General features: G+C 52.3%; 16 protein-coding genes. 10 read left to right on the top strand and 6 right to left on the bottom strand.

The features are described from left to right. The first annotated feature begins 456 nt into the window (after positions 1–456). Entirely contained in the window at positions 457–3,126 is a 2,670-nt protein-coding gene (rcsD, locus tag OGV80_RS21965) for a phosphotransferase RcsD (protein ID WP_286515758.1), read from the top strand. A gap of 16 nt (positions 3,127–3,142) precedes the next feature. Beyond that, positions 3,143–3,793 carry a response regulator transcription factor RcsB gene (gene rcsB, locus OGV80_RS21960; protein WP_003027592.1) on the top strand — a complete coding sequence of 217 codons (651 nt, stop codon included), beginning with the start codon at positions 3,143–3,145 and terminating at the stop codon, positions 3,791–3,793. A gap of 112 nt (positions 3,794–3,905) precedes the next feature. On the opposite strand, the gene rcsC is transcribed toward rcsB, so the two are convergent. Beyond that, positions 3,906–6,752 (bottom strand): two-component system sensor histidine kinase RcsC, encoded by a 2,847-nt coding sequence (gene rcsC / locus OGV80_RS21955; RefSeq protein ID WP_199994362.1) that lies wholly within the window; start codon positions 6,750–6,752, stop codon positions 3,906–3,908. Positions 6,753–6,872: 120 nt separating this feature from the next. After that, complete coding sequence (gene gyrA, locus OGV80_RS21950; RefSeq protein WP_047409857.1) at positions 6,873–9,509, bottom strand: DNA topoisomerase (ATP-hydrolyzing) subunit A; 2,637 nt, start codon at positions 9,507–9,509, stop codon at positions 6,873–6,875. A 158-nt stretch (positions 9,510–9,667) separates the two neighbouring features. Between gyrA and ubiG the strand changes: the two genes are divergently transcribed. From ubiG to yfaE, 4 genes are all read left to right on the top strand, one after another. After that, positions 9,668–10,396: a bifunctional 2-polyprenyl-6-hydroxyphenol methylase/3-demethylubiquinol 3-O-methyltransferase UbiG gene (ubiG, locus tag OGV80_RS21945; RefSeq protein ID WP_043017017.1), complete on the top strand. Its 729-nt coding sequence runs from the start codon at positions 9,668–9,670 to the stop codon at positions 10,394–10,396. Positions 10,397–10,814: 418 nt separating this feature from the next. Beyond that, the gene (gene nrdA, locus OGV80_RS21940; RefSeq protein WP_043017018.1) at positions 10,815–13,100 is read left to right on the top strand and encodes a class 1a ribonucleoside-diphosphate reductase subunit alpha; all 2,286 of its coding nucleotides are present in this window, start codon (positions 10,815–10,817) and stop codon (positions 13,098–13,100) included. A 111-nt stretch (positions 13,101–13,211) separates the two neighbouring features. Beyond that, positions 13,212–14,342, top strand: coding sequence for a class Ia ribonucleoside-diphosphate reductase subunit beta (nrdB, locus tag OGV80_RS21935; protein WP_043017019.1), 1,131 nt, complete (start codon positions 13,212–13,214; stop codon positions 14,340–14,342). Next, positions 14,342–14,596, top strand: a complete 255-nt coding sequence (yfaE, locus tag OGV80_RS21930; RefSeq protein WP_087052501.1) for a class I ribonucleotide reductase maintenance protein YfaE — start codon at positions 14,342–14,344, stop codon at positions 14,594–14,596. Before nrdB ends, yfaE begins: the two co-directional genes overlap by 1 nt. Positions 14,597–14,768: 172 nt before the next feature. Here yfaE and glpQ read toward each other — a convergent pair whose 3' ends face one another. Together glpQ and glpT are read right to left on the bottom strand one after the other, a co-directional pair. Beyond that, positions 14,769–15,836 carry a glycerophosphodiester phosphodiesterase gene (gene glpQ, locus OGV80_RS21925; protein ID WP_286515757.1) on the bottom strand — a complete coding sequence of 356 codons (1,068 nt, stop codon included), beginning with the start codon at positions 15,834–15,836 and terminating at the stop codon, positions 14,769–14,771. Positions 15,837–15,839: 3 nt separating this feature from the next. Beyond that, positions 15,840–17,198, bottom strand: coding sequence for a glycerol-3-phosphate transporter (gene glpT, locus OGV80_RS21920; protein ID WP_043017022.1), 1,359 nt, complete (start codon positions 17,196–17,198; stop codon positions 15,840–15,842). 270 nt (positions 17,199–17,468) lie between these two features. On the opposite strand from glpT, the gene glpA reads away from it, so the two are divergent. From glpA to OGV80_RS21900, 4 genes are all read left to right on the top strand, one after another. Further along, positions 17,469–19,097, top strand: coding sequence for an anaerobic glycerol-3-phosphate dehydrogenase subunit A (gene glpA, locus OGV80_RS21915; protein WP_286515756.1), 1,629 nt, complete (start codon positions 17,469–17,471; stop codon positions 19,095–19,097). After that, positions 19,087–20,346, top strand: a complete 1,260-nt coding sequence (gene glpB, locus OGV80_RS21910; RefSeq protein ID WP_200000936.1) for a glycerol-3-phosphate dehydrogenase subunit GlpB — start codon at positions 19,087–19,089, stop codon at positions 20,344–20,346. The genes glpA and glpB overlap by 11 nt, the downstream gene beginning before the upstream one ends. Further along, positions 20,343–21,533: an anaerobic glycerol-3-phosphate dehydrogenase subunit GlpC gene (gene glpC / locus OGV80_RS21905; protein ID WP_043017025.1), complete on the top strand. Its 1,191-nt coding sequence runs from the start codon at positions 20,343–20,345 to the stop codon at positions 21,531–21,533. Before glpB ends, glpC begins: the two co-directional genes overlap by 4 nt. Positions 21,534–21,718: 185 nt before the next feature. Beyond that, entirely contained in the window at positions 21,719–22,660 is a 942-nt protein-coding gene (locus OGV80_RS21900; RefSeq protein ID WP_075145889.1) for an Rpn family recombination-promoting nuclease/putative transposase, read from the top strand. A 38-nt stretch (positions 22,661–22,698) separates the two neighbouring features. Here OGV80_RS21900 and OGV80_RS21895 read toward each other — a convergent pair whose 3' ends face one another. Both OGV80_RS21895 and OGV80_RS21890 read right to left on the bottom strand, forming a co-directional pair. Continuing rightward, positions 22,699–23,895 carry a nicotinamide mononucleotide deamidase-related protein YfaY gene (locus OGV80_RS21895; protein ID WP_043017027.1) on the bottom strand — a complete coding sequence of 399 codons (1,197 nt, stop codon included), beginning with the start codon at positions 23,893–23,895 and terminating at the stop codon, positions 22,699–22,701. A gap of 79 nt (positions 23,896–23,974) precedes the next feature. After that, complete coding sequence (locus tag OGV80_RS21890; protein ID WP_286515755.1) at positions 23,975–24,517, bottom strand: YfaZ family outer membrane protein; 543 nt, start codon at positions 24,515–24,517, stop codon at positions 23,975–23,977. Positions 24,518–24,784: the final 267 nt, after the last annotated feature.

Raw genomic sequence — 24,784 nt, 5'->3', positions numbered from 1 at the left:
AGCACTGAATGACAAAACAAAATCTTCACTCGCAACTAAAATAGACTCGCTATCATCATTAACTTTATTTATTACCGTCATTCATTCATGAATGTCTGTTTACCCCTATTTCAACCGAATGCTTCGCGTTCGGTTTTTTTTTACTCTTCTTTACACAAAACTTACCGTTCTGTGCTACCGATGAAAAACCATAACGACTATTAACTATCTCATAGAGTCGTATCCAGATATAAATCTGATTAATAATTTCTTGTTATTTAATGCTAAATGTATACATTCCGTACAAATATTTGTACTCGCTTTTATCCACTGTACACCTTTGCATCATGATGGCTGCAACAAAATGAGGGGCGGAAAAATGCGGGCCATGCGGCGTGGTGTAAGTGTGGCAATTCATACATTACCCTTTATACTGCCCCTTCATCTTTGGCGTCGTTTAACAGGTCATAAACACGAATGAGTCAGTCTGACACAACGGCTTCTACCCGATTCTCCCTGCTACCGGGAAGTATTACCCGTTTCTTCTTATTACTGATCGTTGTGCTGTTGGTGATGATGGGCGTTATGGTCCAAAGCGCCGTCAACACCTGGTTAAAGGATAAGAGCTATCAGATTGTTGATATCACCCACGCCATTCATAAAAGGGTCGATACCTGGCGATACGTGACCTGGCAAATCTATGACAATATTGCCGCCTCAGCCAGTTCGTCGGGCTCTGAAGGATTACAGGAAACGCGTCTGAAACAAGACGTCTACTATCTTGAGAAGCCGCGTAGAAAGACCGAGGCGCTGATTTTCGGCTCGCATGATAGTTCGACGCTGGAGATGACCCAACGCATCTCAAGCTATCTGGATACGCTATGGGGCGCGGAAAATGTTCCGTGGTCTATGTATTACCTGAATGGCCAGGACAATAGTCTGATCCTTATCTCAACGTTGCCGCTAAAAGATCTGACTTCCGGATTTAAAGAATCGACAATTGGTAATATTGTCGATTCACGGCGCGCGGAAATGCTACAGCAGGCCAATGCGCTGGATGAACGCGAAAGCTTCTCTTCACTGCGCCGGCTGGCCTGGCAGAACGGGCATTACTTCACGCTACGCACGACCTTTAATCAACCAGGACATCTGGCAACGGTTGTCGCCTTTGACCTGCCGATTAATGACTTGATCCCGCCCGGCATGCCGCTGGATAGCTTCCATCTCGAACCTGACGCCACGTCCACGACCGAGCACCTGAATGAAAAAGAGTCGCCTGACAGCGTCAGCATTAATTTCAACAACAGTAAAATTGAGATCTCTTCGGCACTAAATTCAACGGATATGCGCCTGGTGTGGCAGGTTCCGTTTGGTTCATTGCTGCTCGATACATTGCAAAGCATTTTGCTACCGCTGTTGCTTAACATTGCGTTGCTGGCCCTGGCGCTGTTTGGCTATACCACCTTTCGCCACCTCCCTGCCCGTTCCACCGAAGTGGCGCCAAACCTTGCGGCCAATAATGAATTGCGCGTTCTGCGCGCGATCAACGAAGAGATTGTCTCTCTGCTGCCGCTGGGCTTGCTGGTGCACGATCAAGAAGCAAACCGCACGGTTATCAGCAATAAAATTGCCGACCACCTGCTGCCGCATTTAAATCTGCAAAACATTACCAGCATGGCGGAGCAGCATCAGGGGGTGATTCAGGCCACCATCAATAATGAACTGTATGAAATCAGGCTATTTCGCAGTCAGATCTCATCAAGAACGCAGATCTTTATTATTCGTGACCAGGATCGAGAAGTGCTGGTGAATAAAAAGCTGAAGCAAGCGCAGCGACTGTATGAGAAAAACCAGCAGGCCCGCGCCGCCTTTATGCAGAATATCGGCAGCGCACTGAAAGACCCGGCTAAAACCCTGGCCGCTAATGCCGCCGCCCTTAATAGCCCTGACAGCCAGAAACTGGCAAATCAGGCAGACGTTCTGGTGCGTATGGTAGATGAAATCCAGTTGGCCAACCTGCTGGAAAGCGACGCCTGGAAAGGGGAATCGACGCTATTTTCCGTGCAGGCGTTAATTGATGATGTGGTTCCTGAGGTTCTGCCCGCTATCAAACGTAAAGGGCTGCAACTGCTGATTAAAAATCACCTGAGCGCCCATGATGAACGCCGCGGCGACCGTGATGCCCTGCGCCGTATTTTGCTGCTGTTAATCCAATATGCGGTAACCACCACGCAAATCGGCAAAATCACGCTGGAAGTCGACCAGGATGAGTCGGAGGCTGAACGCCTGACCTTCCGCATTCTGGATACCGGAGAAGGCGTCACGTTGAATGAAGTCGATAACCTGCATTTCCCGTTCATCAATGACACGCAGGGCGATCGATATGGCAAGGCCAACCCGCTGGCGTTCTGGTTATGCGATCAGCTCGCCCGCAAGCTGGGCGGACACCTGAACATTAAAGCGCGGGAAGAACTTGGAACACGTTATATAGTCCATGTTAAAATGCCGCTGCACGATCAACATGCTGAAAGTGAAGAACGTTTGTTAGATGACGTCTGCATAATGGTTGATGTCACTTCTAATGACGTACGCAGCATTGTATTACGTCAGCTGGAGAACTGGGGCGCAACCTGCATCACGCCAGATGAACGGTTGAATAGTCAAGAATATGATCTCTTTTTAACAGATAATCCGTCTAATCTTACTGCCTCAGGCCTTCTTTTAAGCGATGATGAGTCTGGCGTGCGGAAAATTGGCCCTGGCCAGCTGCGCGTCAACTTTAATTTGAGCAATGCTATGCAGGAAGCTGTCCTCGAGCTGATAGAAGAGCAGCTGGCACAAGAAGAGATCCAGGAACTCCCCCTCGGCGGAGATGAAAACGCCGAACTTCATGCCAGTGGTTACTATGCACTCTTTGTAGACACAGTACCGGATGATGTTAAGAGGTTGTATACTGAGGCAGCAACCAGCGATTTCGCTGCGTTAGCCCAAACGGCCCATCGCCTGAAAGGCGTGTTTGCCATGCTTAATCTGGTACCCGGCAAGCAGTTATGTGAAGCGCTGGAACATCTTATTCAAGAGAAAGATGCTCCAGGTATAGAAAAATACATCAGCGACATTGACGATTACGTCAAGAGCTTGCTGTAGCAAGGTAGCCCAATACATGAACACTATGAACGTAATTATTGCCGATGACCACCCGATTGTACTGTTCGGTATTCGTAAATCACTTGAGCAAATCGAGTGGGTAAACGTTGTCGGCGAATTTGAAGACTCCACTGCACTGATCAACAATTTGCCTAAGTTAGATGCTCATGTGTTGATTACCGACCTCTCCATGCCGGGAGATAAATACGGTGACGGGATCACGTTAATTAAGTATATCAAGCGCCATTTCCCGAGCCTGTCGATTATCGTTCTGACGATGAACAATAACCCGGCAATCCTGAGCGCGGTACTGGATCTTGATATTGAAGGGATTGTCCTGAAGCAAGGTGCGCCAACCGATCTGCCAAAAGCGCTTGCCGCTCTGCAGAAAGGTAAGAAATTCACCCCGGAAAGCGTTTCTCGTCTGCTGGAAAAAATCAGCGCCAGCGGCTACGGTGACAAACGTCTGTCTCCGAAAGAGAGTGAAGTTCTGCGTCTGTTTGCCGAAGGTTTCCTGGTTACTGAAATCGCGAAAAAACTCAACCGCAGTATTAAAACCATCAGCAGCCAGAAAAAGTCGGCAATGATGAAACTCGGTGTGGAAAACGATATCGCACTGTTGAATTACCTCTCTTCCGTAACGCTGAGTCCCTCAGACAAAGAGTAATTCTTTTAGCACAAAAGTGCCTGATGGCACGCCGTTTATCAGGCCTACGAATGACACTGCGTGGTGCGTGTTCCGTAGGCCGGATAAGGCAAACGCCGCCATCCGGCATCTGTTATTCCCGCGCCTTCCTCACCCTTTCCGCATAGACGGTCAGCGTTTGCTTCAATACGTCCAACGTCACTGGCTTAGACAGACAGCTATCCATACCTGACTCAAGACAACGCTGCTTCTCTTCGGCCAGCGCGTTGGCCGTCACGCCGACAACCGGCAGCGTTAACCCTAGCTGGCGAATACGCTGCGTCAGGCGATAACCATCCATGTTCGGCATGTTGACGTCGCTCAGTACGATGTCGATATGGTTTTTACTCAGTACATTGAGTGCATCCACGCCGTCATTCGCGGTTTTACACTGGTATCCCAACGATCCCAACTGATCGGCCAGTAAACGTCGATTGATCGGATGATCGTCGACCACCAGAATCATCATGTCATCGTTCGTTGCCCCTACTTTATCCGGGGCTGGTAGTGCAGTGGAAAGCTCTTCACTGTTCAGCTCAACGCTGTAGATATGCGCCAGCAGCGCAGGCAGCTCGTGAGGTGATGCCACGCTGTGCACCCACTCCCCAGGCACTCTTTCCAGTGGAATACCGATATGACGGCGGCAGAAAATCACCGCGGCGCGTCCCTGCCATGCCTGGTCCAGCACATCGTCAGCAATTAGCAGGTCATCCGCATCCGGTTGTTGCCCCTCATAACGCAGCACTGTCATCCCGTTACGCGTCAGGCTGGATTCAACAAACTGATACAGCGACGCGTTACGCACCGCCAGCCAGCAACGCTTGCTGACAAGCCCATCGATACCTTTATTCAGTGGATACTGCGCGCCATAAAGCGGAATACGCAGCATAAACTGACTCCCCATTCCCGGTTCAGAATCGACGGAAATGTCTCCATCCATCATGCTGATCAGTTTTTCACAGATAGCCAAACCAAGCCCGGTTCCCTGGAAATTACGCTGGACGCCGGTTCCCACCTGGAAGAAAGGATCGAACAACCGGACGACCTCTTTGGCAGGGATCCCGACTCCGGTATCACGTACGCGAATACTGAGATAGTCGCCGTTACACTGCACGTGCAGCACAATGCAGCCGGTATCGGTAAACTTGATAGCATTACTCAACAGATTGGAAATTACCTGCTGTAAACGCATCGGGTCGCCATTGAGCGCCACCGGTACATTTGGGTCGATAAAGCAGTACAAGCCCAGTTGCTTGCGGACCACCAGCGGCAGATAGTTAGCCGTAATATGATTCATGACTTCACGCGGTGAAAACTCGCGCGGTTCAATCTTCAGCTGTTCAGATTCAATTTTCGAGAAATCGAGAATATCGCTGATAATTTTCAACAGCAGGCTGGAAGAGTTGTTCATCGCCGTCACCAGGCGATCCACCCCGTTGGGTAACTCTTTGGTTTGCAACAAATCGAGGTTACCGATAATACCGTACAGCGGCGTACGCAGCTCGTGGCTCACCGTCGCAAGGAACATCGATTTGGACTGGCTCGCCTGCTCCGCCGCCTGCGCCATCTCCTGCAACGACTCTTCCATTTTTACGCGCGCGCTGACGTCAACCAGCACGCAAATCGCTACGTTTTCATTACGATAGCGCGAGTGCACAAAGCTGATTTGCAGATTGGTATTGTTACTGGTCAGTACATCGACAAAATTGACCTGCTGGCCGCAGATAATTTGCGTCAACCGCTGCCGGTCTTCATGCGTCAGCATGTTGAGATAGGTGTGCGCCAGCTCATTACTCAGGATGTTAATGCCATCTATCGTACGCAGAATACAAATGCCAACCGGCGCGGAAGCCACGATTTTACGGTTAAACTGCTCGTGCTCTTCCAGGCGCTGAGCATCGCTTTCCGCCGGAATAAAAATACGTCGCTCATACATACGCGTGAGCATAAATAACGCCGCACCAACCAGCACATTCAGTAGGATCGCGTTCAGGATCATCATGCGGATCCGCTCCAGCACCAGGTCGACCGGAACGGAATACACAATGCTCAGCGATGAAGGGGGCAGGTTTTTCTTCAACACCAGATCGCGAAAACCTGGGGTATAACCAAACCAGGAGCGCTCCTGCATCCAGCGTGGTTCAGCCTTAATATTACCCTCAGGGCCGGTGAGCGAAATGAGCGCATGACCATTTTCATCAAGAATGGTCACGCCCATTGGCAAACTGCCAGGCGTGAAGAAGTTTTCCATTCGAATAGGTTGTTCGACGCCGAGCAGCGCTTGCAGACGATTGGCGAGATAAACCGGCGTCAGCGCATAGAAATACCCCACGCCCGGACGCGGCCCCTGGCTGATCCAGAACAAGTTGTTGCCGTTTTCGTCTTGCGTAGCATTGCGATACTTAATAATGCGCTCGTGTAGCGCCTTCAGCGCCTCGTCACGTTCAACCGGCATATCACGCAGGCCGAAATTAGCCATACAAAGGTTGTCGCTGCCGATCAGGAACACGCGATTCAAATCATAGGCGGCGGAAAAGTTGTCGCGCCAGTAGCGCATAAACCACGCCAGCGATTCCAGCGATCCCCGCCAGGCGTTGCCCATCACCGAGCAGTCGGAGTCGGCAAACAGCGGCTCAAAGTTTGGCACAACGGTTTTATCATCCCGCGACCGCAACGACATCACGCCGTTTTCCGCCGTTAAACGATTCTCAGCGATATATTTCAGCTCTTTAATTACATCAGAGGTGCGCTGAATGTAACGTTGGGCCTGATCGGAGCTGAGGTTAAGCTCCTGATGGATCTCAGATTCTCTCTGGTGCAGCGCATTCACGATGTAGAAAACGGAAGCGAACGCAATTAAAAACCAGATCAGGAGCGCCAGGGCCCTGAACAGGTAGCGTGAGACTTTTAGCGTTGAATGAACGGAAGCAAGGTATTTCAAAGGGGCGAAGCTCCGCCTCAGGGCATTAATAGAGTGTGGTTAAGGTAGCGGTAAATGTCTTTTGTCGCAATGCCATTAAAAAAAGGGCCGGATTTCTCCGGCCCCCTTATAACATCTCAATTACTCTTCAGCGTCGTCCGCTGCATCGTCATCGCTTTCCGCTTCAGGCGCGATATCCTCGTCCCCTTCAGCAGCACTGCCGTCGATGGAGTCGAGCTCTTCATCATCAACAGGTTCAGCCACGCGTTGCAGACCCACTACGTTTTCATCTTCCGCAGTACGGATGAGGATAACACCCTGGGTATTACGCCCTACTACGCTGATTTCCGACACGCGAGTACGCACCAGCGTACCTGCATCGGTGATCATCATGATCTGGTCGGTATCTTCAACCTGCACTGCGCCAACAACGGAACCGTTGCGCTCGGTGACTTTGATGGAGATAACGCCCTGGGTCGCACGAGACTTGGTCGGATACTCTTCCGCCGCCGTACGTTTACCGTAGCCGTTCTGGGTAACGGTCAGAATTGCGCCTTCACCGCGTGGAACGATCAGCGATACCACGCTGTCGCTTTCCGCCAGTTTGATACCACGTACGCCGGTCGCGGTACGACCCATTGCACGAACGGCATCTTCTTTAAAGCGCACAACTTTACCCGCGGCAGAGAACAGCATGACTTCGTCACTACCGGACGTCAGGTCAACGCCAATCAGTTCGTCGCCTTCGTTCAGGTTAACCGCAATGATACCGGCAGAACGCGGACGGCTGAACTCGGTCAGCGCCGTTTTCTTCACGGTACCGCTGGCGGTTGCCATGAAGACGTTAACACCCTCTTCGTACTCGCGTACCGGCAGAATTGCGGTGATACGCTCGTTCGCTTCCAGCGGCAGCAGGTTGACGATTGGACGTCCACGCGCTCCACGGCTCGCTTCCGGCAGCTGATAAACCTTCATCCAGTACAAACGACCACGGCTGGAGAAGCAGAGGATCGTATCATGGGTGTTAGCCACCAGCAGGCGGTCGATAAAGTCTTCTTCTTTAATACGTGCTGCAGATTTGCCTTTACCGCCACGACGCTGCGCTTCGTAATCGGTTAACGGCTGATATTTCACGTAACCCTGATGAGACAAGGTCACGACAACATCTTCCTGGCTAATCAGATCTTCGATGTTGATGTCAGCACTGTTCGCGGTGATTTCGGTACGACGTTCGTCGCCGAACTGCTCGCGAATCAGCTCCATCTCTTCACGGATAACTTCCATCAGACGATCGGCGCTGCCCAAAATGTGCAGCAGTTCAGCGATCTGCTCCAGCAGCTCTTTGTATTCGTCGAGCAGTTTTTCATGCTCAAGGCCAGTCAGTTTCTGCAGACGCAAATCCAGAATCGCCTGGGCCTGCTGTTCAGTCAGGTAGTACTGACCATCACGCACGCCAAATTCCGGCTCCAGCCACTCAGGACGCGCGGCGTCATCACCGGCACGTTCCAGCATGGCAGAAACGTTGCCCAGCTCCCACGAACGCGCGACCAGCGCTGCTTTCGCTTCTGCCGGAGTCGGCGCTCGGCGGATCAGTTCGATGATCGGATCGATGTTCGCCAGCGCAATCGCCAGTGCTTCAAGAATGTGTGCACGGTCGCGAGCTTTACGCAGTTCAAAGATAGTACGGCGGGTTACGACTTCACGGCGGTGACGTACGAACGCGGCGATAATATCTTTCAGGTTCATGATCTTCGGCTGACCATGGTGCAGAGCAACCATGTTGATACCGAAGGAAACCTGCAGTTGAGTCTGGGAGTAAAGGTTGTTCAGAACCACTTCCCCGACCGCGTCGCGTTTCACTTCAATCACGATGCGCATACCGTCTTTGTCAGACTCGTCACGCAGCGCGCTGATACCTTCAACGCGTTTGTCTTTTACCAGCTCGGCGATTTTCTCGATCAGGCGCGCTTTGTTCACCTGATACGGAATTTCATGGACGATGATGGTTTCGCGGCCAGTTTTGGCATCCGCTTCGACTTCTGCGCGTGCGCGAATGTACACTTTGCCACGGCCGGTACGGTAGGCTTCTTCGATACCACGACGACCATTGATGATCGCGGCGGTCGGGAAGTCCGGACCCGGAATATGTTCCATCAGCCCTTCAATGCTGATGTCTTCATCGTCAATGTATGCCAGACAGCCGTTGATCACTTCCGTCAGGTTGTGCGGCGGAATGTTGGTTGCCATACCTACCGCGATACCGGACGAACCGTTCACCAGCAGGTTAGGAATTTTGGTCGGCATGACGTCAGGAATTTGTTCGGTGCCGTCGTAGTTATCGACGAAATCAACCGTTTCTTTTTCCAGGTCAGCCATCAGCTCATGGGCGATTTTCGACATACGGATTTCCGTATAACGCATCGCCGCTGCGGAGTCGCCATCGACAGAACCAAAGTTACCCTGACCATCTACCAGCATGTAACGCAAGGAGAATGGCTGCGCCATACGAACAATGGTGTCGTAAACGGCGGTATCACCATGAGGGTGGTATTTACCGATTACGTCACCAACGACACGGGCAGATTTTTTATAGGCTTTATTCCAGTCGTTGCCCAATACGTTCATGGCGTAAAGTACGCGACGGTGAACCGGCTTCAGGCCATCTCGGACGTCTGGCAGCGCACGGCCAACAATGACCGACATCGCATAATCCAGATACGAGCTCTTCAGCTCTTCCTCAATGTTGACCGGTGTAATTTCTCTCGCAAGGTCGCTCATCTAACCGCTATCCCTCTACTGTATCCCGGATTCAAAGGTCGCAAATTATAACACATTCGCACAGATTCAGGTAAATGGATTCCCCCAGACAGAGGCTTTATTCATCCCGCCAGGCTGATATACTCATTTGCATCGCAAATTTAGGAGTAGAAGCCCCAATGAATGCCGAAAAACCCCCGGTAACTCACAACGTTGACCATGAAGAAATTGCCAAGTTTGAAGCAGTCGCGTCACGCTGGTGGGATCTTGAGGGTGAATTTAAGCCACTGCACCGTATTAACCCACTGCGTCTGGGCTATATTACTGAGCGCTCAGGCGGCCTGTTTGGTAAAAAGGTACTCGACGTCGGCTGCGGCGGCGGCATTCTGGCGGAAAGCATGGCGCGCGAAGGCGCAACCGTCACCGGGCTGGACATGGGTTTTGAACCGTTACAGGTAGCAAAACTTCATGCGCTGGAGAGCGGCATCCAGGTGGAATACGTACAAGAAACCGTTGAAGAACACGCGGAAAAACATGCGCATCAGTACGACGTTGTGACCTGCATGGAAATGTTAGAACACGTGCCGGACCCGCAGTCGGTGGTCAGGGCCTGCGCCAGACTGGTCAAACCGGGCGGCGAAGTGTTTTTCTCCACGCTTAATCGTAACGGCAAATCCTGGCTGATGGCCGTAGTTGGAGCGGAATATGTTTTGCGTATGGTGCCAAAAGGCACCCATGATGTGAAAAAATTCATTAAGCCCGCTGAACTGTTGGAGTGGGTTGACCAGACCGTGCTGAAAGAGCGTCATATGACCGGCCTGCACTACAACCCGATCACCAACAGCTTTAAACTCGGCCCAGGGGTTGATGTGAATTATATGGTGCACACTACCGCCAGGGTTGATTAACCTCTCCTGTAGGCCGGATAAGGCGTCAACGCCGCTATCCGGCATGCTCACGCGAACAATGCCTGATGACGCTCCGCTTATCAGGCTTACAAATCCTGTGCCAGATCATAAGAACTTTCTTCGCCTTAGATGAAGAAATCAGCACTCGATCAAATTTTCTATTTTTTTTCTCAATTATTGACATCCTCGCCAGGCCTTATAAGACGCGCACTTAGCGATTATTACCCTTTTGCAACCTCAATTTAACCTCAAAATCAACTCTTGTACTGAAAAGAATCCCTACTAGAATACTCACCATATAGCGTCTACTTTATCAAACAACCCCTACATATAGTATTTATCCACAGACTTAGTCACAACATGACTTTGTGGATAATATGGGGGATATTTTTTCTTTCACGGACAGGTAAAAAACCACATGAATCAGAGTCTGCTGGTGACAAAGCGTGATGGTAGTACAGAGCGCATCAATCTCGACAAAATCCACCGAGTTCTGGATTGGGCGGCAGAAGGACTGAATAACGTATCGATTTCTCAGGTCGAGCTGCGCTCCCACATTCAGTTTTATGACGGTATCAAGACCTCCGATATCCATGAAACGATCATTAAAGCTGCCGCCGATCTGATCTCCCGCGAAGCGCCAGATTATCAGTACCTGGCTGCTCGCCTGGCAATTTTCCATCTGCGCAAAAAAGCCTACGGCGAGTTTGAACCGCCGAAACTGTTCGACCATGTCGTGAAAATGGTTGAAATGGGCAAATACGACAATCATCTGCTGGAAGACTACACGGAAGAAGAGTTCAAGCAGATGGACTCGTTCATCGTACACGACCGGGATATGACCTTCTCCTACGCGGCGGTAAAGCAGTTAGAAGGCAAATACCTGGTACAAAACCGTGTTACCGGTGAGATTTATGAAAGCGCGCAGTTCCTCTACATACTGGTAGCGGCCTGCCTGTTCTCTAACTATCCACGCGAAACACGTCTGCAATATGTAAAACGTTTCTACGACGCCGTTTCTACGTTTAAAATTTCGCTGCCTACGCCGATTATGTCCGGCGTGCGCACCCCTACTCGTCAGTTCAGCTCCTGCGTGCTGATCGAGTGCGGCGACAGCCTGGATTCCATCAACGCCACCTCCAGCGCGATTGTGAAATACGTTTCTCAGCGCGCCGGTATCGGTATCAACGCCGGTCGCATCCGCGCACTGGGCAGCCCGATCCGCGGCGGTGAAGCGTTCCACACCGGCTGTATTCCGTTCTACAAGCACTTCCAGACTGCGGTGAAATCCTGTTCCCAGGGTGGCGTACGTGGCGGTGCAGCCACGCTGTTTTACCCAATGTGGCACCTGGAAGTTGAAAGCCTGCTGGTCCTGAAAAACAACCGTGGCGTTGAAGGCAACCGCGTGCGTCACATGGACTACGGCGTACAGATCAACAAACTGATGTACACCCGTCTGCTGAAAGGCGGCGATATCACGCTGTTCAGCCCGTCCGACGTCCCGGGCCTGTATGATGCGTTCTTCGCCGACCAGGACGAGTTTGAACGTCTGTACACCAAATATGAAAACGACGACAGCATTCGCAAGCAACGCGTGAAAGCAGTCGAACTGTTCTCCCTGATGATGCAGGAACGTGCCTCTACCGGCCGCATCTACATCCAGAACGTTGACCACTGCAACACCCACAGCCCGTTTGATCCGGTTGTCGCGCCGGTGCGCCAGTCAAACCTGTGCCTGGAAATCGCCCTGCCGACCAAACCGCTGACCGACGTTAACGACGAAAACGGCGAAATTGCGCTGTGTACGCTGTCCGCATTTAACCTCGGCGCTATCAATAGCCTGGACGAGCTGGAAGAGCTGGCCGTACTGGCGGTGCGCGCGCTGGATGCGCTGCTCGATTACCAGGACTATCCAATTCCTGCCGCCAAACGCGGCGCGATGGGCCGTCGTACGCTGGGTATTGGCGTGATCAACTACGCCTACTGGCTGGCGAAAAACGGTAAGCGTTATTCTGACGGCAGCGCGAACAACCTGACTCACAAAACCTTTGAAGCCATTCAGTATTACCTGCTGAAAGCCTCTAACGAGCTGGCAAAAGAGCAAGGCGCGTGCCCGTGGTTTAACGAAACAACTTACTCCCAGGGCATTCTGCCGATCGATACCTATAAAAAGGATCTCGATGCTATTGCCAACGAGCCGCTGCATCTGGACTGGGAACAGCTGCGTGAATCCATCAAGACGCACGGTCTGCGTAACTCCACGCTGTCTGCGCTGATGCCGTCCGAGACCTCTTCGCAGATCTCCAACGCCACCAACGGTATTGAACCGCCGCGCGGCTACGTGAGCATCAAAGCGTCGAAAGACGGTATTCTGCGCCAGGTCGTGCCGGACTACGAACACCTGCACGACGCGTACGAACTGCTGTGGGAAATGCCAAACAACGACGGCTATCTGCAGCTGGTAGGTATCATGCAGAAATTTATCGATCAGTCGATTTCCGCCAACACCAACTACGATCCGTCACGTTTCCCGTCCGGAAAAGTGCCGATGCAGCAGTTGCTGAAAGACCTGCTCACCGCCTACAAATTTGGTGTTAAAACGCTGTATTATCAGAACACCCGTGACGGTGCGGAAGATTCTCAGGACGATCTGGTGCCGTCCATTCAGGACGACGGCTGCGAAAGCGGCGCATGTAAGATCTGATGAATGTTGCCGGGTGGCGCTACGCTTACCCGGCCTACGATTGCACGGTTTGTAGGCCGGATAAGGTTTTTATACCGCATCCGGCGCTCATCCCACAAAGGATTCACATCAATGGCATACACCACTTTTTCACAGACGAAAAATAACCAACTTCTGGAGCCGATGTTCTTCGGCCAGCCGGTGAACGTCGCCCGCTACGATCAGCAAAAATATGACATCTTCGAAAAGCTGATCGAAAAGCAGCTCTCTTTCTTCTGGCGTCCGGAAGAGGTCGATGTTTCTCGCGATCGCATCGACTTCCAGGCGCTGCCGGAACATGAAAAGCATATCTTCATCAGCAACCTTAAGTATCAGACGCTGCTGGACTCCATTCAGGGACGCAGCCCAAACGTAGCGCTGCTGCCGTTAATCTCGATCCCTGAGCTGGAAACCTGGGTGGAAACGTGGGCGTTTTCTGAGACGATCCACTCCCGTTCTTATACTCATATTATTCGTAACATTGTGAACGATCCGGCGGTGGTGTTTGACGATATCGTCACCAACGAACAGATCCAGAAACGCGCGGAAGGCATTTCCAGCTACTACGACGAATTGATCGAGATGACCAGCTACTGGCATTTGCTGGGCGTTGGCACACATACGGTCAACGGTAAAACGGTTGTCGTTAACCTGCGTGAGCTGAAGAAGAAGCTGTACCTGTGCCTGATGAGCGTTAACGCGCTGGAAGCCATTCGCTTCTACGTCAGCTTCGCCTGCTCCTTCGCCTTCGCTGAACGTGAACTGATGGAAGGCAACGCGAAAATTATTCGTCTGATCGCCCGTGATGAAGCGCTGCACCTGACCGGTACCCAGCATATGCTGAATCTGCTGCGCAGCGGCGTGGACGATCCGGAAATGGCGGAAATTGCCGAAGAGTGCAAACAAGAGTGCTACGACCTGTTCGTCCAGGCCGCGCTGCAGGAAAAAGAGTGGGCAGATTATCTGTTCCGTGACGGCTCAATGATTGGCCTGAACAAAGATATCCTGTGCCAGTACGTTGAGTACATCACCAACATTCGTATGCAGGCTGTCGGGCTCGATTTGCCGTTCCAGACGCGCTCTAACCCAATCCCATGGATCAACACTTGGCTGGTGTCTGATAACGTGCAGGTTGCGCCGCAGGAAGTGGAAGTCAGCTCCTATCTGGTTGGGCAGATTGACTCGGAAGTTGATACTGACGATCTGAGTAACTTCCAGCTCTGATGGGCCGCGTTACTCTGCGCATCTCTGGCACACAGTTGCTGTGCCAGGATGAACACCCTTCCCTGCTTGCTGCGCTCGAATCGCACAATGTCGAAGTAGAATATCAGTGCCGTGCAGGTTATTGCGGCTCCTGTCGTACCCGCCTGGTAGCGGGACAGATCGACTGGATTGCCGAACCTCTGGCCTTCATTCAACCAGGTGAAATTTTGCCCTGCTGCTGTCGGGCAAACGGCGATATTGAAATAGAAATGTAGCGCATCGTGGGGAAAAATCGTTACTGACAAAAGAGCCGCCGGTGAACGGCAGCTCTTTATTTCTCCTGCAGGCAAGTATGAAAACGTTGACAGCAGACGGCCTTATCTAGCGGTTTATAACGTTTCATCCTATAAGGCCCGTGACCGGAGGTGCGTCACAGGCCTTGTGCCATTACTCTTTATTCAGGAACTTCACTGCTTTGTCGGGGAAGTCGGTGAACAGCCCGTCAACGCCCGCCTTGTTATACATAATGTCATACAGCTGGTTTACGTCAGTAGTGTAATCCGGTAGCTGATCGGCACGAACGGTATAAGGATGCACCACCATCTTGTTCTGATGCGCATCCTGTACCATGCCAGTTAACAAGATATTGCCTTTCTTCGACTTCTCATCAACCAGCATGTGGTAGTCCGGCCCAATGCCGTCCGCATACTGCGCAACCTGCTTCATGGCACCCGGTTTAAACATCCAGTCGTAGTTGTAATTAACCCAACTGCCGTCCGGCTTTTTCTCCTGTGTTTCATTCCAGTCAGTGTACGCAATCAACTGTACCAGATTGAGATCCATCCCCATCTTCGGTTCCAGCTCATTCTTAATGCGCTTTAACTCTGCGACATCAAAACACTGCAGATAGACCTTGTCGTTCTTGTCGGTATACCCGTACTTTTTCAGTACTTCCAGCGTTTTAGCCGCAATGTCCTTCCCTTCCTGATGATGGAACCACGGTGCTTTCATTTCCGGATAAATACCGATGTTTTTACCGGTTGAATGATTTAATCCCTGAACAAACTCAATCTCTTCTTCGAAAGTGTGTACGCGGAAGTCAGATTTACCCATCGGGAAACGCCCTGGGTAGGTCTGGACCTTTTTGCCATTTTCGATATCAAAACCTTCGGTAAATTTCAGCGATTTAATCTCATCCAGCGTAAAGTCGATAGCGTAATAACGCCCGTCTTTACGCGCGCGATCCGGGAAACGCTCGGCAACATCGGTGACGCGGTCAAGATAGTGGTCATGCAGGACGACCAGATGGTCGTCCTTGGTCATCACCAAATCCTGTTCCAGGTAATCTGCGCCCTGAGCATAGGCCATCGCTTTCGCAGGCAGCGTATGCTCCGGTAGATAACCGCTGGCGCCACGGTGCGCAATCACGATTTTATCAGCGGCAACCGCTGCGCTGCTAACCACCATACCTGCCAGCATTAGCGCCACGCTGAGACTTTTCAATGTGGTTTTCATCTATTAGCCCCCGTTACGCTTCAGTAACATCTCTTCGTGATGACGTTTTTCGCCAATCATAACGACCACCAGCAGAATTACCGCCAGCACGCTACCGCCAATCATCACCATAAAGCCGCCGTCCCAACCGAAGAAGTCAACGGTGTAGCCGACAATGGCGCTCGCCGCCACAGAACCGCCGAGATAACCGAACAGTCCGGTGAAGCCTGCCGCCGTACCCGCCGCTTTTTTCGGCGCCAGTTCCAGCGCGTGCAGACCAATCAGCATGACCGGGCCGTAGATCAGGAAGCCGATGATAATCATACAAGCCATATCAACGTTCGGATTTCCTGCCGGGTTCATCCAGTAAACGATGGTCGCAATCGTCACCAGCGTCATAAAGAACACGCCGGTCGCACCACGGTTGCCACGGAAGACTTTATCCGACATCCAGCCACACAGCAGCGTGCCCGGAATACCCGCATATTCATACAGGAAGTAGGCCCAGGAAGATTTATCCAGTGCGAAATGCTTCACTTCTTTCAGATAGGTCGGTGACCAGTCGAGGATGCCGTAGCGCAGCAGATAAACAAACACGTTGGCGATAGCGATGTACCACAACAGTTTGTTCGGCAGTACGTATTGCATGAAGATCTGCTTCGCAGTCAGCTCTTCTTCCGCTTTCTCGTTGTAATCGTCCGGGTAGTCGTTCTTGTACTCTTCGATAGGCGGCAGGCCACAGGATTGCGGCGTGTCACGCATCAGAGCAAAAGCAAACAGCGCGACGACGATCGCACCGAAAGCAGGCATGTACAGTGCCGCTTTCCAGTCATTAAACCAGGCCATACCCAGCAGGAACAACAGAGGAGGCAGACCGCCGCCCACGTTGTGCGCACAGTTCCAGACGGAAACTATGCCCCCACGCTCTTTCTGCGACCACCAGTGCACCATGGTACGACCACACGGCGGCCACCCCATTCCCTGGAACCATCCGCAGAGGAACAGCAGCACAAACATAATCGCAATGCTCGACGTCGCCCACGGCACAAAGCCCATGAACAACATCACAGCGGCGGCCAGTATCAGACCCGCTGGCAGGAAAACGCGCGGATTCGAGCGATCCGAGACGGATCCCATGATGAATTTCGAAAATCCATAAGCAATGGAGATACCGGACAAGGCAAAACCCAGATCGCCACGCGAAAAGCCTTGCTCAACCAGATACGGCATCGCAAGGGCAAAGTTCTTACGTACCAGATAGTACGCGGCATAACCAAAAAATATCCCCAGAAAAATCTGCCAACGTAATCGACGATATGTCGGGTCGATCTCCGCTGCAGGCAAACGCGCCGTGTGTGACGCTGGTTTAAAAATGCTCAACATAGTGTAGCCTCCGTGGCCGTCTTTCATTCGAAGTAAACACTGCAGTTCGTCATTACTACCCTACCGCTCCCAGTGTGGCCGCGATGTTAAGGAAAGATACATAACAAAAATGTGAAACGCAGCACATATTGTTACAGATTTATGACAAATGTTCATAAAAGCGCATGAAATCACGTTTCATTTTCGAATAATGAGCGATTATGCGCGAAATCAAACAATCCATGTTTTTTATGTGGCTAAATGATAAAAAACGAACTGTGAGGAAAAACAATGAAAACTCGCGACTCGCAAACAAGTGACGTGATTATCATTGGTGGAGGAGCAACTGGTGCAGGGATCGCACGTGATTGTGCGCTGCGCGGGTTGCGCGTCATCTTAGTGGAGCGCCACGATATCGCCACAGGGGCGACCGGACGTAACCACGGCCTGCTGCACAGCGGTGCGCGCTACGCCGTCACCGATGCTGAATCTGCCCGTGAGTGCATCAGCGAAAACCAAATTCTGAAACGTATCGCCCGTCATTGCGTTGAGCCGACGGACGGTCTGTTTATTACCCTGCCGGAGGATGAGCTCTCCTTTCAGGCTACCTTTATTAGCGCCTGTGAAGAGGCCGGTATTCGCGCAGAAGCGATCGACCCTCAGCAGGCCCGCATTATTGAACCCTCCGTTAACCCACAGCTGATTGGTGCGGTAAAAGTGCCGGACGGCACGGTTGACCCTTTCCGCTTAACCGCCGCCAACATGCTGGATGCGCGTGAGCATGGCGCGGTTATCTTAACGGCGCATGAAGTGACGGGACTGATTCGCGAAGGGGCAACGGTTTGCGGCGTTAACGTGCGTAACCATCTTACGGGTGAGATGCAGTCCCTGCATGCGCCAGTAGTGGTCAACGCCGCCGGGATCTGGGGCCAGCGCATCGCGGAATATGCCGATCTGAGCATCCGTATGTTTCCGGCCAAAGGTTCACTGCTGATTATGGATCATCGTATTAACCAGCATGTCATCAACCGCTGCCGTAAGCCGTCTGACGCCGATATTCTGGTGCCCGGTGATACCATTTCGCTAATCGGTACTACCTCGCAGCACATTGATTACGACGATATAGACAGCAACCGCGTCACCGCAGAAGAGGTCGATATTCTGCTGCGTGAAGGTGAGAAACTGGCGCCGATTATGGCGAAAACGCGCATTTTACGCGCCTACTCAGGTGTGCGTCCGCTGGTGGCCAGTGACGACGATCCAAGTGGACGTAACGTCAGCCGCGGAATTGTGCTGTTCGATCATGCAGAGCGTGACGGACTGGACGGATTTATCACCATTACCGGCGGCAAACTGATGACCTACCGCCTGATGGCGGAATGGGCTACCGATGCGGTTTGCCGTAAGCTGGGTAATACCCAACCTTGTACAACGGCAGACACCGCGCTGCCTGGCTCACAGGATTCTACCGAGCATACGCTTAAACGCGTGATCTCGTTGCCCGCACCACTGCGCGGCTCGGCGGTCTACCGCCACGGCGATCGCACCCCTGCGTGGCTTAGTGAAGGTCGTCAACACCGCAGCCTGGTCTGTGAATGCGAAGCGGTCACTGCAGGCGAAGTGCAATACGCCGTCGAAAATTTAACCGTCAACAGTCTGCTGGATTTGCGTCGCCGTACCCGTGTTGGAATGGGGACCTGCCAGGGCGAATTATGTGCCTGTCGCGCCGCAGGTTTGCTGCAACGTTTTAATGTCACCACCGCCGCGCAATCTATCACCCAGCTTTCCGATTTCCTCAACGAGCGCTGGAAAGGCGTGCAGCCTATCGCCTGGGGAGATGCGCTGCGCGAAAGCGAATTCACGCGCTGGGTCTATCAGGGATTGTGCGGTCTGGAAAAGGAGCACCAGGATGAAATTTGATACCGTCATTATCGGCGGCGGTCTGGCCGGACTGCTGTGCGGCCTGCAACTGCAAAAAAGCGGTTTACGCTGCACGATTGTCACGCGCGGCCAAAGTGCCCTGCATTTTTCCTCCGGCTCACTGGATTTGCTCAGTAACTTACCCGATGGCCAACCGGTGACCGATATAGAAGCGGGCCTGAATGCGCTGCGCACTCAGGCACCAGCGCATCCGTATAGCACCATCGGAACCCACAACGTTCTGGAACTGGCCCAGCAGGCGCAAAATCTGCTGGAAGAATGCGGGACCCATTTGCAGGGCAAGGTACATCAGTCACATCAACGCGTAACCCCGCTGGGAACACTGCGCTCAACCTGGTTAAGTTCCCCGGAAGTTCCGGTCTGGCCGCTGCCCGCGCAGCGTATCTGCGTGGTAGGTATTAGCGGCTTACTGGATTTCCAGGCGCATCTGGCCGCGGCCTCACTGCGTCAACGCAATCTCAGCGTCGAGACGGCAGAAATCGACCTGCCTGAGCTGGACGTCCTGCGTGATAACCCAACCGAGTTTCGCGCCGTCAATATAGCGCGCCTGCTGGATAACGAAGATAAATGGTCACTACTCTATGACGCTTTATTACCGGTCGCAAAAACCTGCGACATGATAATCATGCCAGCCTGCTTCGGTCTGGCAGATGAACGACTCTGGCAGTGGCTTAACGAGCGCCTCCCCTGCTCGCTGTCGCTGCTACCGACACTACCGCCTTCGGTTCTGGGTATGCGTTTACACAACAAATTGCAGCGCAAGTTTGTGCGTCAGGGCGGCGTCTGGATGCCGGGTGATGAAGTGAAGAAAATCACCTGTCAGGATGGCGTGGTCAGCGAAATCTGGACCCGTAATCATGCCGATATTCCTTTGCGACCACGCTTCGCCGTGCTCGCCAGCGGCAGCTTCTTCAGCAGTGGACTGGTCGCCACGCGTGAGGCTATCTATGAACCGATCCTCGGGCTGGATGTACAGCAAACCGCCACCCGCGCCGAGTGGTATCAGCGTGACGTCTTCGACCCACAACCATGGCAACAGTTTGGCGTCACAACCGATGCTACGCTGCGCCCGTCGCTGGCAGGAAAAACGATAGAGAACATGTATGCCATCGGTTCCGTTCTCGGCGGATTCGACCCTATCGCCCAGGGTTGCGGAGGCGGCGTGTGCGCTGTCAGCGCTTTACATGCCGCACATCATATTGCGAAACGTGCAGGAGGCCAGCAATGAGCGACACACGTTTTGAAAGTTGTATCAAATGCACGGTGTGCACCACGGCCTGCCCGGTAAGTCGCGTCAATCCGAACTACCCTGGTCCTAAACAGGCCGGCCCGGACGGTGAGCGTCTGCGCCTGAAAGATGGCGCGTTATATGACGATGCGCTGAAATACTGCATTAACTGTAAGCGTTGTGAAGTAGCTTGCCCGTCAGACGTGAAAATTGGCGATATCATCCAGCGCGCGCGCGCCAAATACGACACTACACGTCCGTCGTTACGTAACTTTGTCCTGAGCCATACCGATTTGATGGGTAGCGTATCCACCCCCTTCGCCCCGATAGTGAATACCGCCACCTCGCTAAAACCGGTGCGTCAGCTGCTGGATTACGCGCTAAAAATCGATCATCGCCGTACGCTGCCGAAGTACTCCTTTGGTACTTTCCGCCGCTGGTATCGCAGCGTTGCCGCACAGCAGGCGCAGTATCCGGATCAAGTCGCCTTTTTCCATGGCTGTTTTGTGAATTACAACCATCCCCAGCTCGGCAAAGATCTGATCAAGGTGTTGAACGCGATGGGAACCGGGGTGCAACTGCTGAGCAAAGAGAAATGCTGCGGCGTGCCGCTGATTGCCAACGGCTTTACCGATAAAGCGCGTAAGCAGGCGGTGAGCAACGTGGCTTCGCTTAGGGAAGCGATTGATGGCAAGGGCATTCCGGTGATCGCCACCTCATCCACCTGCACCTTTGCGCTGCGTGATGAATATCCGGAAGTGCTGGATGTCGATAACTCAGGCCTGCGCGAGCACATTGAACTGGCAACCCGCTGGCTGTGGCGCAAGCTGGATGAAGGCAAAACGCTACCGTTGAAAACGCTGCCGCTGAAGGTGGTCTATCACACGCCATGCCACATGGAGAAAATGGGCTGGACGCTCTACACGCTGGAACTGCTACGGCAAATTCCAGGTCTGGAACTAACGGTGCTGGACTCGCAGTGCTGCGGGATTGCCGGGACATACGGCTTTAAAAAGGAAAACTACCCGACATCGCAATCCATTGGCGCACCGTTATTCCGCCAGATTGAAGAAAGCGGCGCTGATATCGTCGTCACCGACTGCGAAACCTGTAAATGGCAGATTGAGATGTCTACCAGTAAGCGTTGCGAACATCCCATCACCCTGCTTGCCAAAGCGTTAGGTTAACTCTGTTGCCCGGTGGCGTCCTGCTTACCGGGCATTTTTGCGCATCATGTTCCGCTTAACTGAATACGTTGCAATTGGACGTATTTATCTCTGATTCATCTACGCAAAGCCCCCATTCTCCACATGCAACGCATGTTAGAAGCGGATACCGTCACGCCATCTTCTCTTTCTGGTGACGGACTACCATGGCTAAATCCACCACACCTACACCGCACGATGCGGTTTTTAAAAAGATAATGTCTTACCCCGAGATGGCTCGGGATTTTCTGGATATTCACCTCCCTGTCGCATTACGTGAGATATGCGATATGCAAACGCTGAAGCTGGAGTCCACCAGTTTTATCGAACAGGATCTCCGTGCTTACTACTCAGACGTATTGTGGTCACTAAAAACACGCGAAGGTCAGGGGTATATCTATTGTGTTATCGAACATCAGAGTACCGCGGTACAGCACATGGCATTTCGCCTGATGCGTTATGCCACTGCTGCGATGCAGCATCATCTTGATGCCGGGCATAAAACGCTGCCGCTGGTGATCCCCATGCTGTTTTATCACGGTCAACAAAGTCCCTATCCCTGGTCGCTCAACTGGCTGGATGAATTTGATAATCCGCAACTGGCGCGCCAACTGTATTCAGAGGCTTTTCCGCTGGTCGACATTACCGTAATACCTGACGATGAAATCGCACAACATCAGGGGATTGCGCTGCTTGAGTTGATGCAAAAACATATCCGCGATCGTGATTTAATGGGGTTAGTGGACCGACTGGTCTCGCTATTAGTTACAAGTACCGCTAATGACAGCCAGCTACAAACGCTATTTAATTATCTGCTACGGTACGGTGACGCTTCTCACGTCAGCGGATTTATCCATGAAGTTGCCGAACGTTCCCCACATAACAAGGAGAGGTTAATGACAATAGCAGAGAGGCTGAAACAGGAAGGTCACCACAATGGGCTGCAACAAGGAATTGAACAAGGGATACAACAAGGATTAGCGCAAGGAGTACGCAAAGGTACACAAGAAGAAGCCTTGCGCATCGCGCGCATGATGCTGGAAAATGGAATTGATAGAGATTTGATTCGGTTAATTACTGGGTTATTGCCTGACGATGTCACCAAATGAGTCAGACAGGGAAGGTTTGTAGCCTTCCCTATCAATCATTAAATCGTGAGCGACTCAACGACTTCGATCCAGCCGTGCTCGCTGGCAACATCCTGGCCGTTGAGCCAACGGCGCAGCATATTGAGGGCCATCATCGCGCACACTTCCTGGCGAATCGGCAAGCTGTAGCGATTAGCGTTCAACCGTACGCGTAAGGCATGCGTCCCGTTAGGCGTGGCCAACGCAAAGTTAATATGTTCGTTTTCGAAAGCCGATATCGCCAGTGCCAGCCCGGCATAGTGATTGCCTCGTCGCTCGGTTACCCAATGCGCCGTTTGCGCCAGCGTTTCTTCCTGGGGAGGCACCACTTCACTTGCCAACAAAGGAGCATTTGCACGCGAAAGCTGTAGCGCCACCAGGCCACCGGTGAATTGTTCGCTCAGCGTCAGGCTGTATTGTCGTTCCTGCAATGTGCGGGCGATTTGCGCGGGTAAACCTTCCGTACCTTCGAAAATCATATTCTGCCCGGCAACCCGCTTAACTTCGGGCCACAGCGCCAGCATCGCTTCGCGTTGGGAATCCGGTCCGGTCAGCTTCAGCTCAATAATCGGCATTGAGGAGCGGTAGCCCATTGTCACTCCCGGAGGCAATGGCAGCGGATCCAGGCTTTGCGCCAGATCGCTTTCTGAACGACCAAAAGTGGTTAATCGCAGACATAGCGGAGGTTGAGACAGCGAAAAACGCTCACGCAAACGCGGCAGGATCTCATGCTCAACCATGACTTTAAATTCAGATGGTACACCCGGCGTAAAGAACATCAGGCAGCGATTAAGCTTCAGGGCAAACCCGCACGCGGTCCCCACCGGATTATTGATAAACTCCGCGCTGGCAGGAAGTTCAGCCTGTTTGCGGTTGCTCGGCGCCATTACGCGTCCACGATCGCGGAAATAACGCTCCATCTCGGCGAGCCATGCTTCATGCAGCACCAGCCCTTCGCCTTTTGCCGTTGCCGCCGCCAGCGCGCTCAAGTCATCGCTGGTTGGCCCCAGACCGCCGTTAACGATCAGTACATCGGCATGTTCGCTACGCTCACGCAAGACGGCGACCAAATCGTTAAGATTGTCACCTACCGTGTTGCGACGCGTTAGCGGTAAACCCTGATTAAAGAAAAAATCGGCCAGCCAGGCGGCATTGGTGTCGACGATTTGTCCGTGCAACACTTCATCCCCGGTGGATAACATCTCCACGTTTAACATCGTGTTCTCCTGCTTTTATGATGAAAACACTATAACGCATGGAGGGGGGAAGGCGCGACTGAACGCCGCGCCAGAAATATCAGAAGCTGGCATTAACCCCAACGTACGGGCCGTCAGCAATCGCATTATCACGGTTGCCGTCTTTACCCGCCAGGTTCAGATAGCGATAGCCGGCTTCAATGCTCAGCGGGCGCAGGATAGTCAGACGCGCACCGGCATTCGCTTCTTCATAGCTGTCGATACCGCTGGAAAGCGAATCCGGCGAGTAATAGTACTCACCAAACAGACGAATGCTGTCGCCGATCGGCCACTGCAGACCGCCACCTACCGCCGCCGCATAACCTTCATCACCATCGTTTGGATTGATATAAACGCCTTTACCGCCAACGGTCGCTAACAGTGGACCCAGTGGGATATTCAGACCCAGGCCCAGTCCGGCAACATCACCGTCGTCATCGTTATGCATCCAGTTACCGCTGACAGCCAGACCGGTGGTCTCAGTACCCATACCGAAACCCAGGTTGGTGTAGTCTTCGCCCGCCTGGCCGCTGATGCTAATCGCGCTCGCCGACGCGGAAAAAAACAGCATTCCGGCAAAACCCAACATTAAACTTTTTTTCATTTTCTATCCTTTCCAGCAAGAATCAAAACATAGCCCCAAAACCGGTGAATTGTACTGTCAGATGACGAGGAATCAATGAGCTAAAAAAGCGATGCAACGACATATTGTAACTAAATACTACTCAGAAGATGTGGATAAGGTTAAATTCTTGTGTCATTTATACATGTGAACGTAGCAAATGGCCGTTTTCAACAAACATCCTGTTTTCCCAGCCAAAGTGGCGTTATTCATTGATGAAGCATTTTTTCTAGCGTCAGCAAAAGGTAA

The organism is Citrobacter sp. Ce119, assembly GCF_030334525.1.
Classification (GTDB): Bacteria; Pseudomonadota; Gammaproteobacteria; order Enterobacterales; family Enterobacteriaceae; genus Citrobacter; species Citrobacter europaeus.
Note: the sequence above shows the minus strand (reverse complement) of the source record. Positions and strands in the feature narration are given on the sequence as shown.

Bases quoted from the DNA above. Each gene is read 5' to 3' on its own strand.
- glpC (WP_043017025.1), top strand. From the start codon at position 20,343: ATGAGCGACACACGTTTTGAAAGTTGTATCAAATGCACGGTGTGCACC.
- yfaE (WP_087052501.1), top strand. From the start codon at position 14,342: ATGGGCCGCGTTACTCTGCGCATCTCTGGCACACAGTTGCTGTGCCAG.
- glpQ (WP_286515757.1), bottom strand. From the start codon at position 15,836: ATGAAAACCACATTGAAAAGTCTCAGCGTGGCGCTAATGCTGGCAGGT.
- OGV80_RS21900 (WP_075145889.1), top strand. From the start codon at position 21,719: ATGGCTAAATCCACCACACCTACACCGCACGATGCGGTTTTTAAAAAG.
- rcsD (WP_286515758.1), top strand. From the start codon at position 457: ATGAGTCAGTCTGACACAACGGCTTCTACCCGATTCTCCCTGCTACCG.
- glpA (WP_286515756.1), top strand. From the start codon at position 17,469: ATGAAAACTCGCGACTCGCAAACAAGTGACGTGATTATCATTGGTGGA.
- rcsB (WP_003027592.1), top strand. From the start codon at position 3,143: ATGAACACTATGAACGTAATTATTGCCGATGACCACCCGATTGTACTG.
- glpT (WP_043017022.1), bottom strand. From the start codon at position 17,198: ATGTTGAGCATTTTTAAACCAGCGTCACACACGGCGCGTTTGCCTGCA.
- OGV80_RS21890 (WP_286515755.1), bottom strand. From the start codon at position 24,517: ATGAAAAAAAGTTTAATGTTGGGTTTTGCCGGAATGCTGTTTTTTTCC.
- glpB (WP_200000936.1), top strand. From the start codon at position 19,087: ATGAAATTTGATACCGTCATTATCGGCGGCGGTCTGGCCGGACTGCTG.
- nrdB (WP_043017019.1), top strand. From the start codon at position 13,212: ATGGCATACACCACTTTTTCACAGACGAAAAATAACCAACTTCTGGAG.
- ubiG (WP_043017017.1), top strand. From the start codon at position 9,668: ATGAATGCCGAAAAACCCCCGGTAACTCACAACGTTGACCATGAAGAA.
- OGV80_RS21895 (WP_043017027.1), bottom strand. From the start codon at position 23,895: ATGTTAAACGTGGAGATGTTATCCACCGGGGATGAAGTGTTGCACGGA.
- gyrA (WP_047409857.1), bottom strand. From the start codon at position 9,509: ATGAGCGACCTTGCGAGAGAAATTACACCGGTCAACATTGAGGAAGAG.
- nrdA (WP_043017018.1), top strand. From the start codon at position 10,815: ATGAATCAGAGTCTGCTGGTGACAAAGCGTGATGGTAGTACAGAGCGC.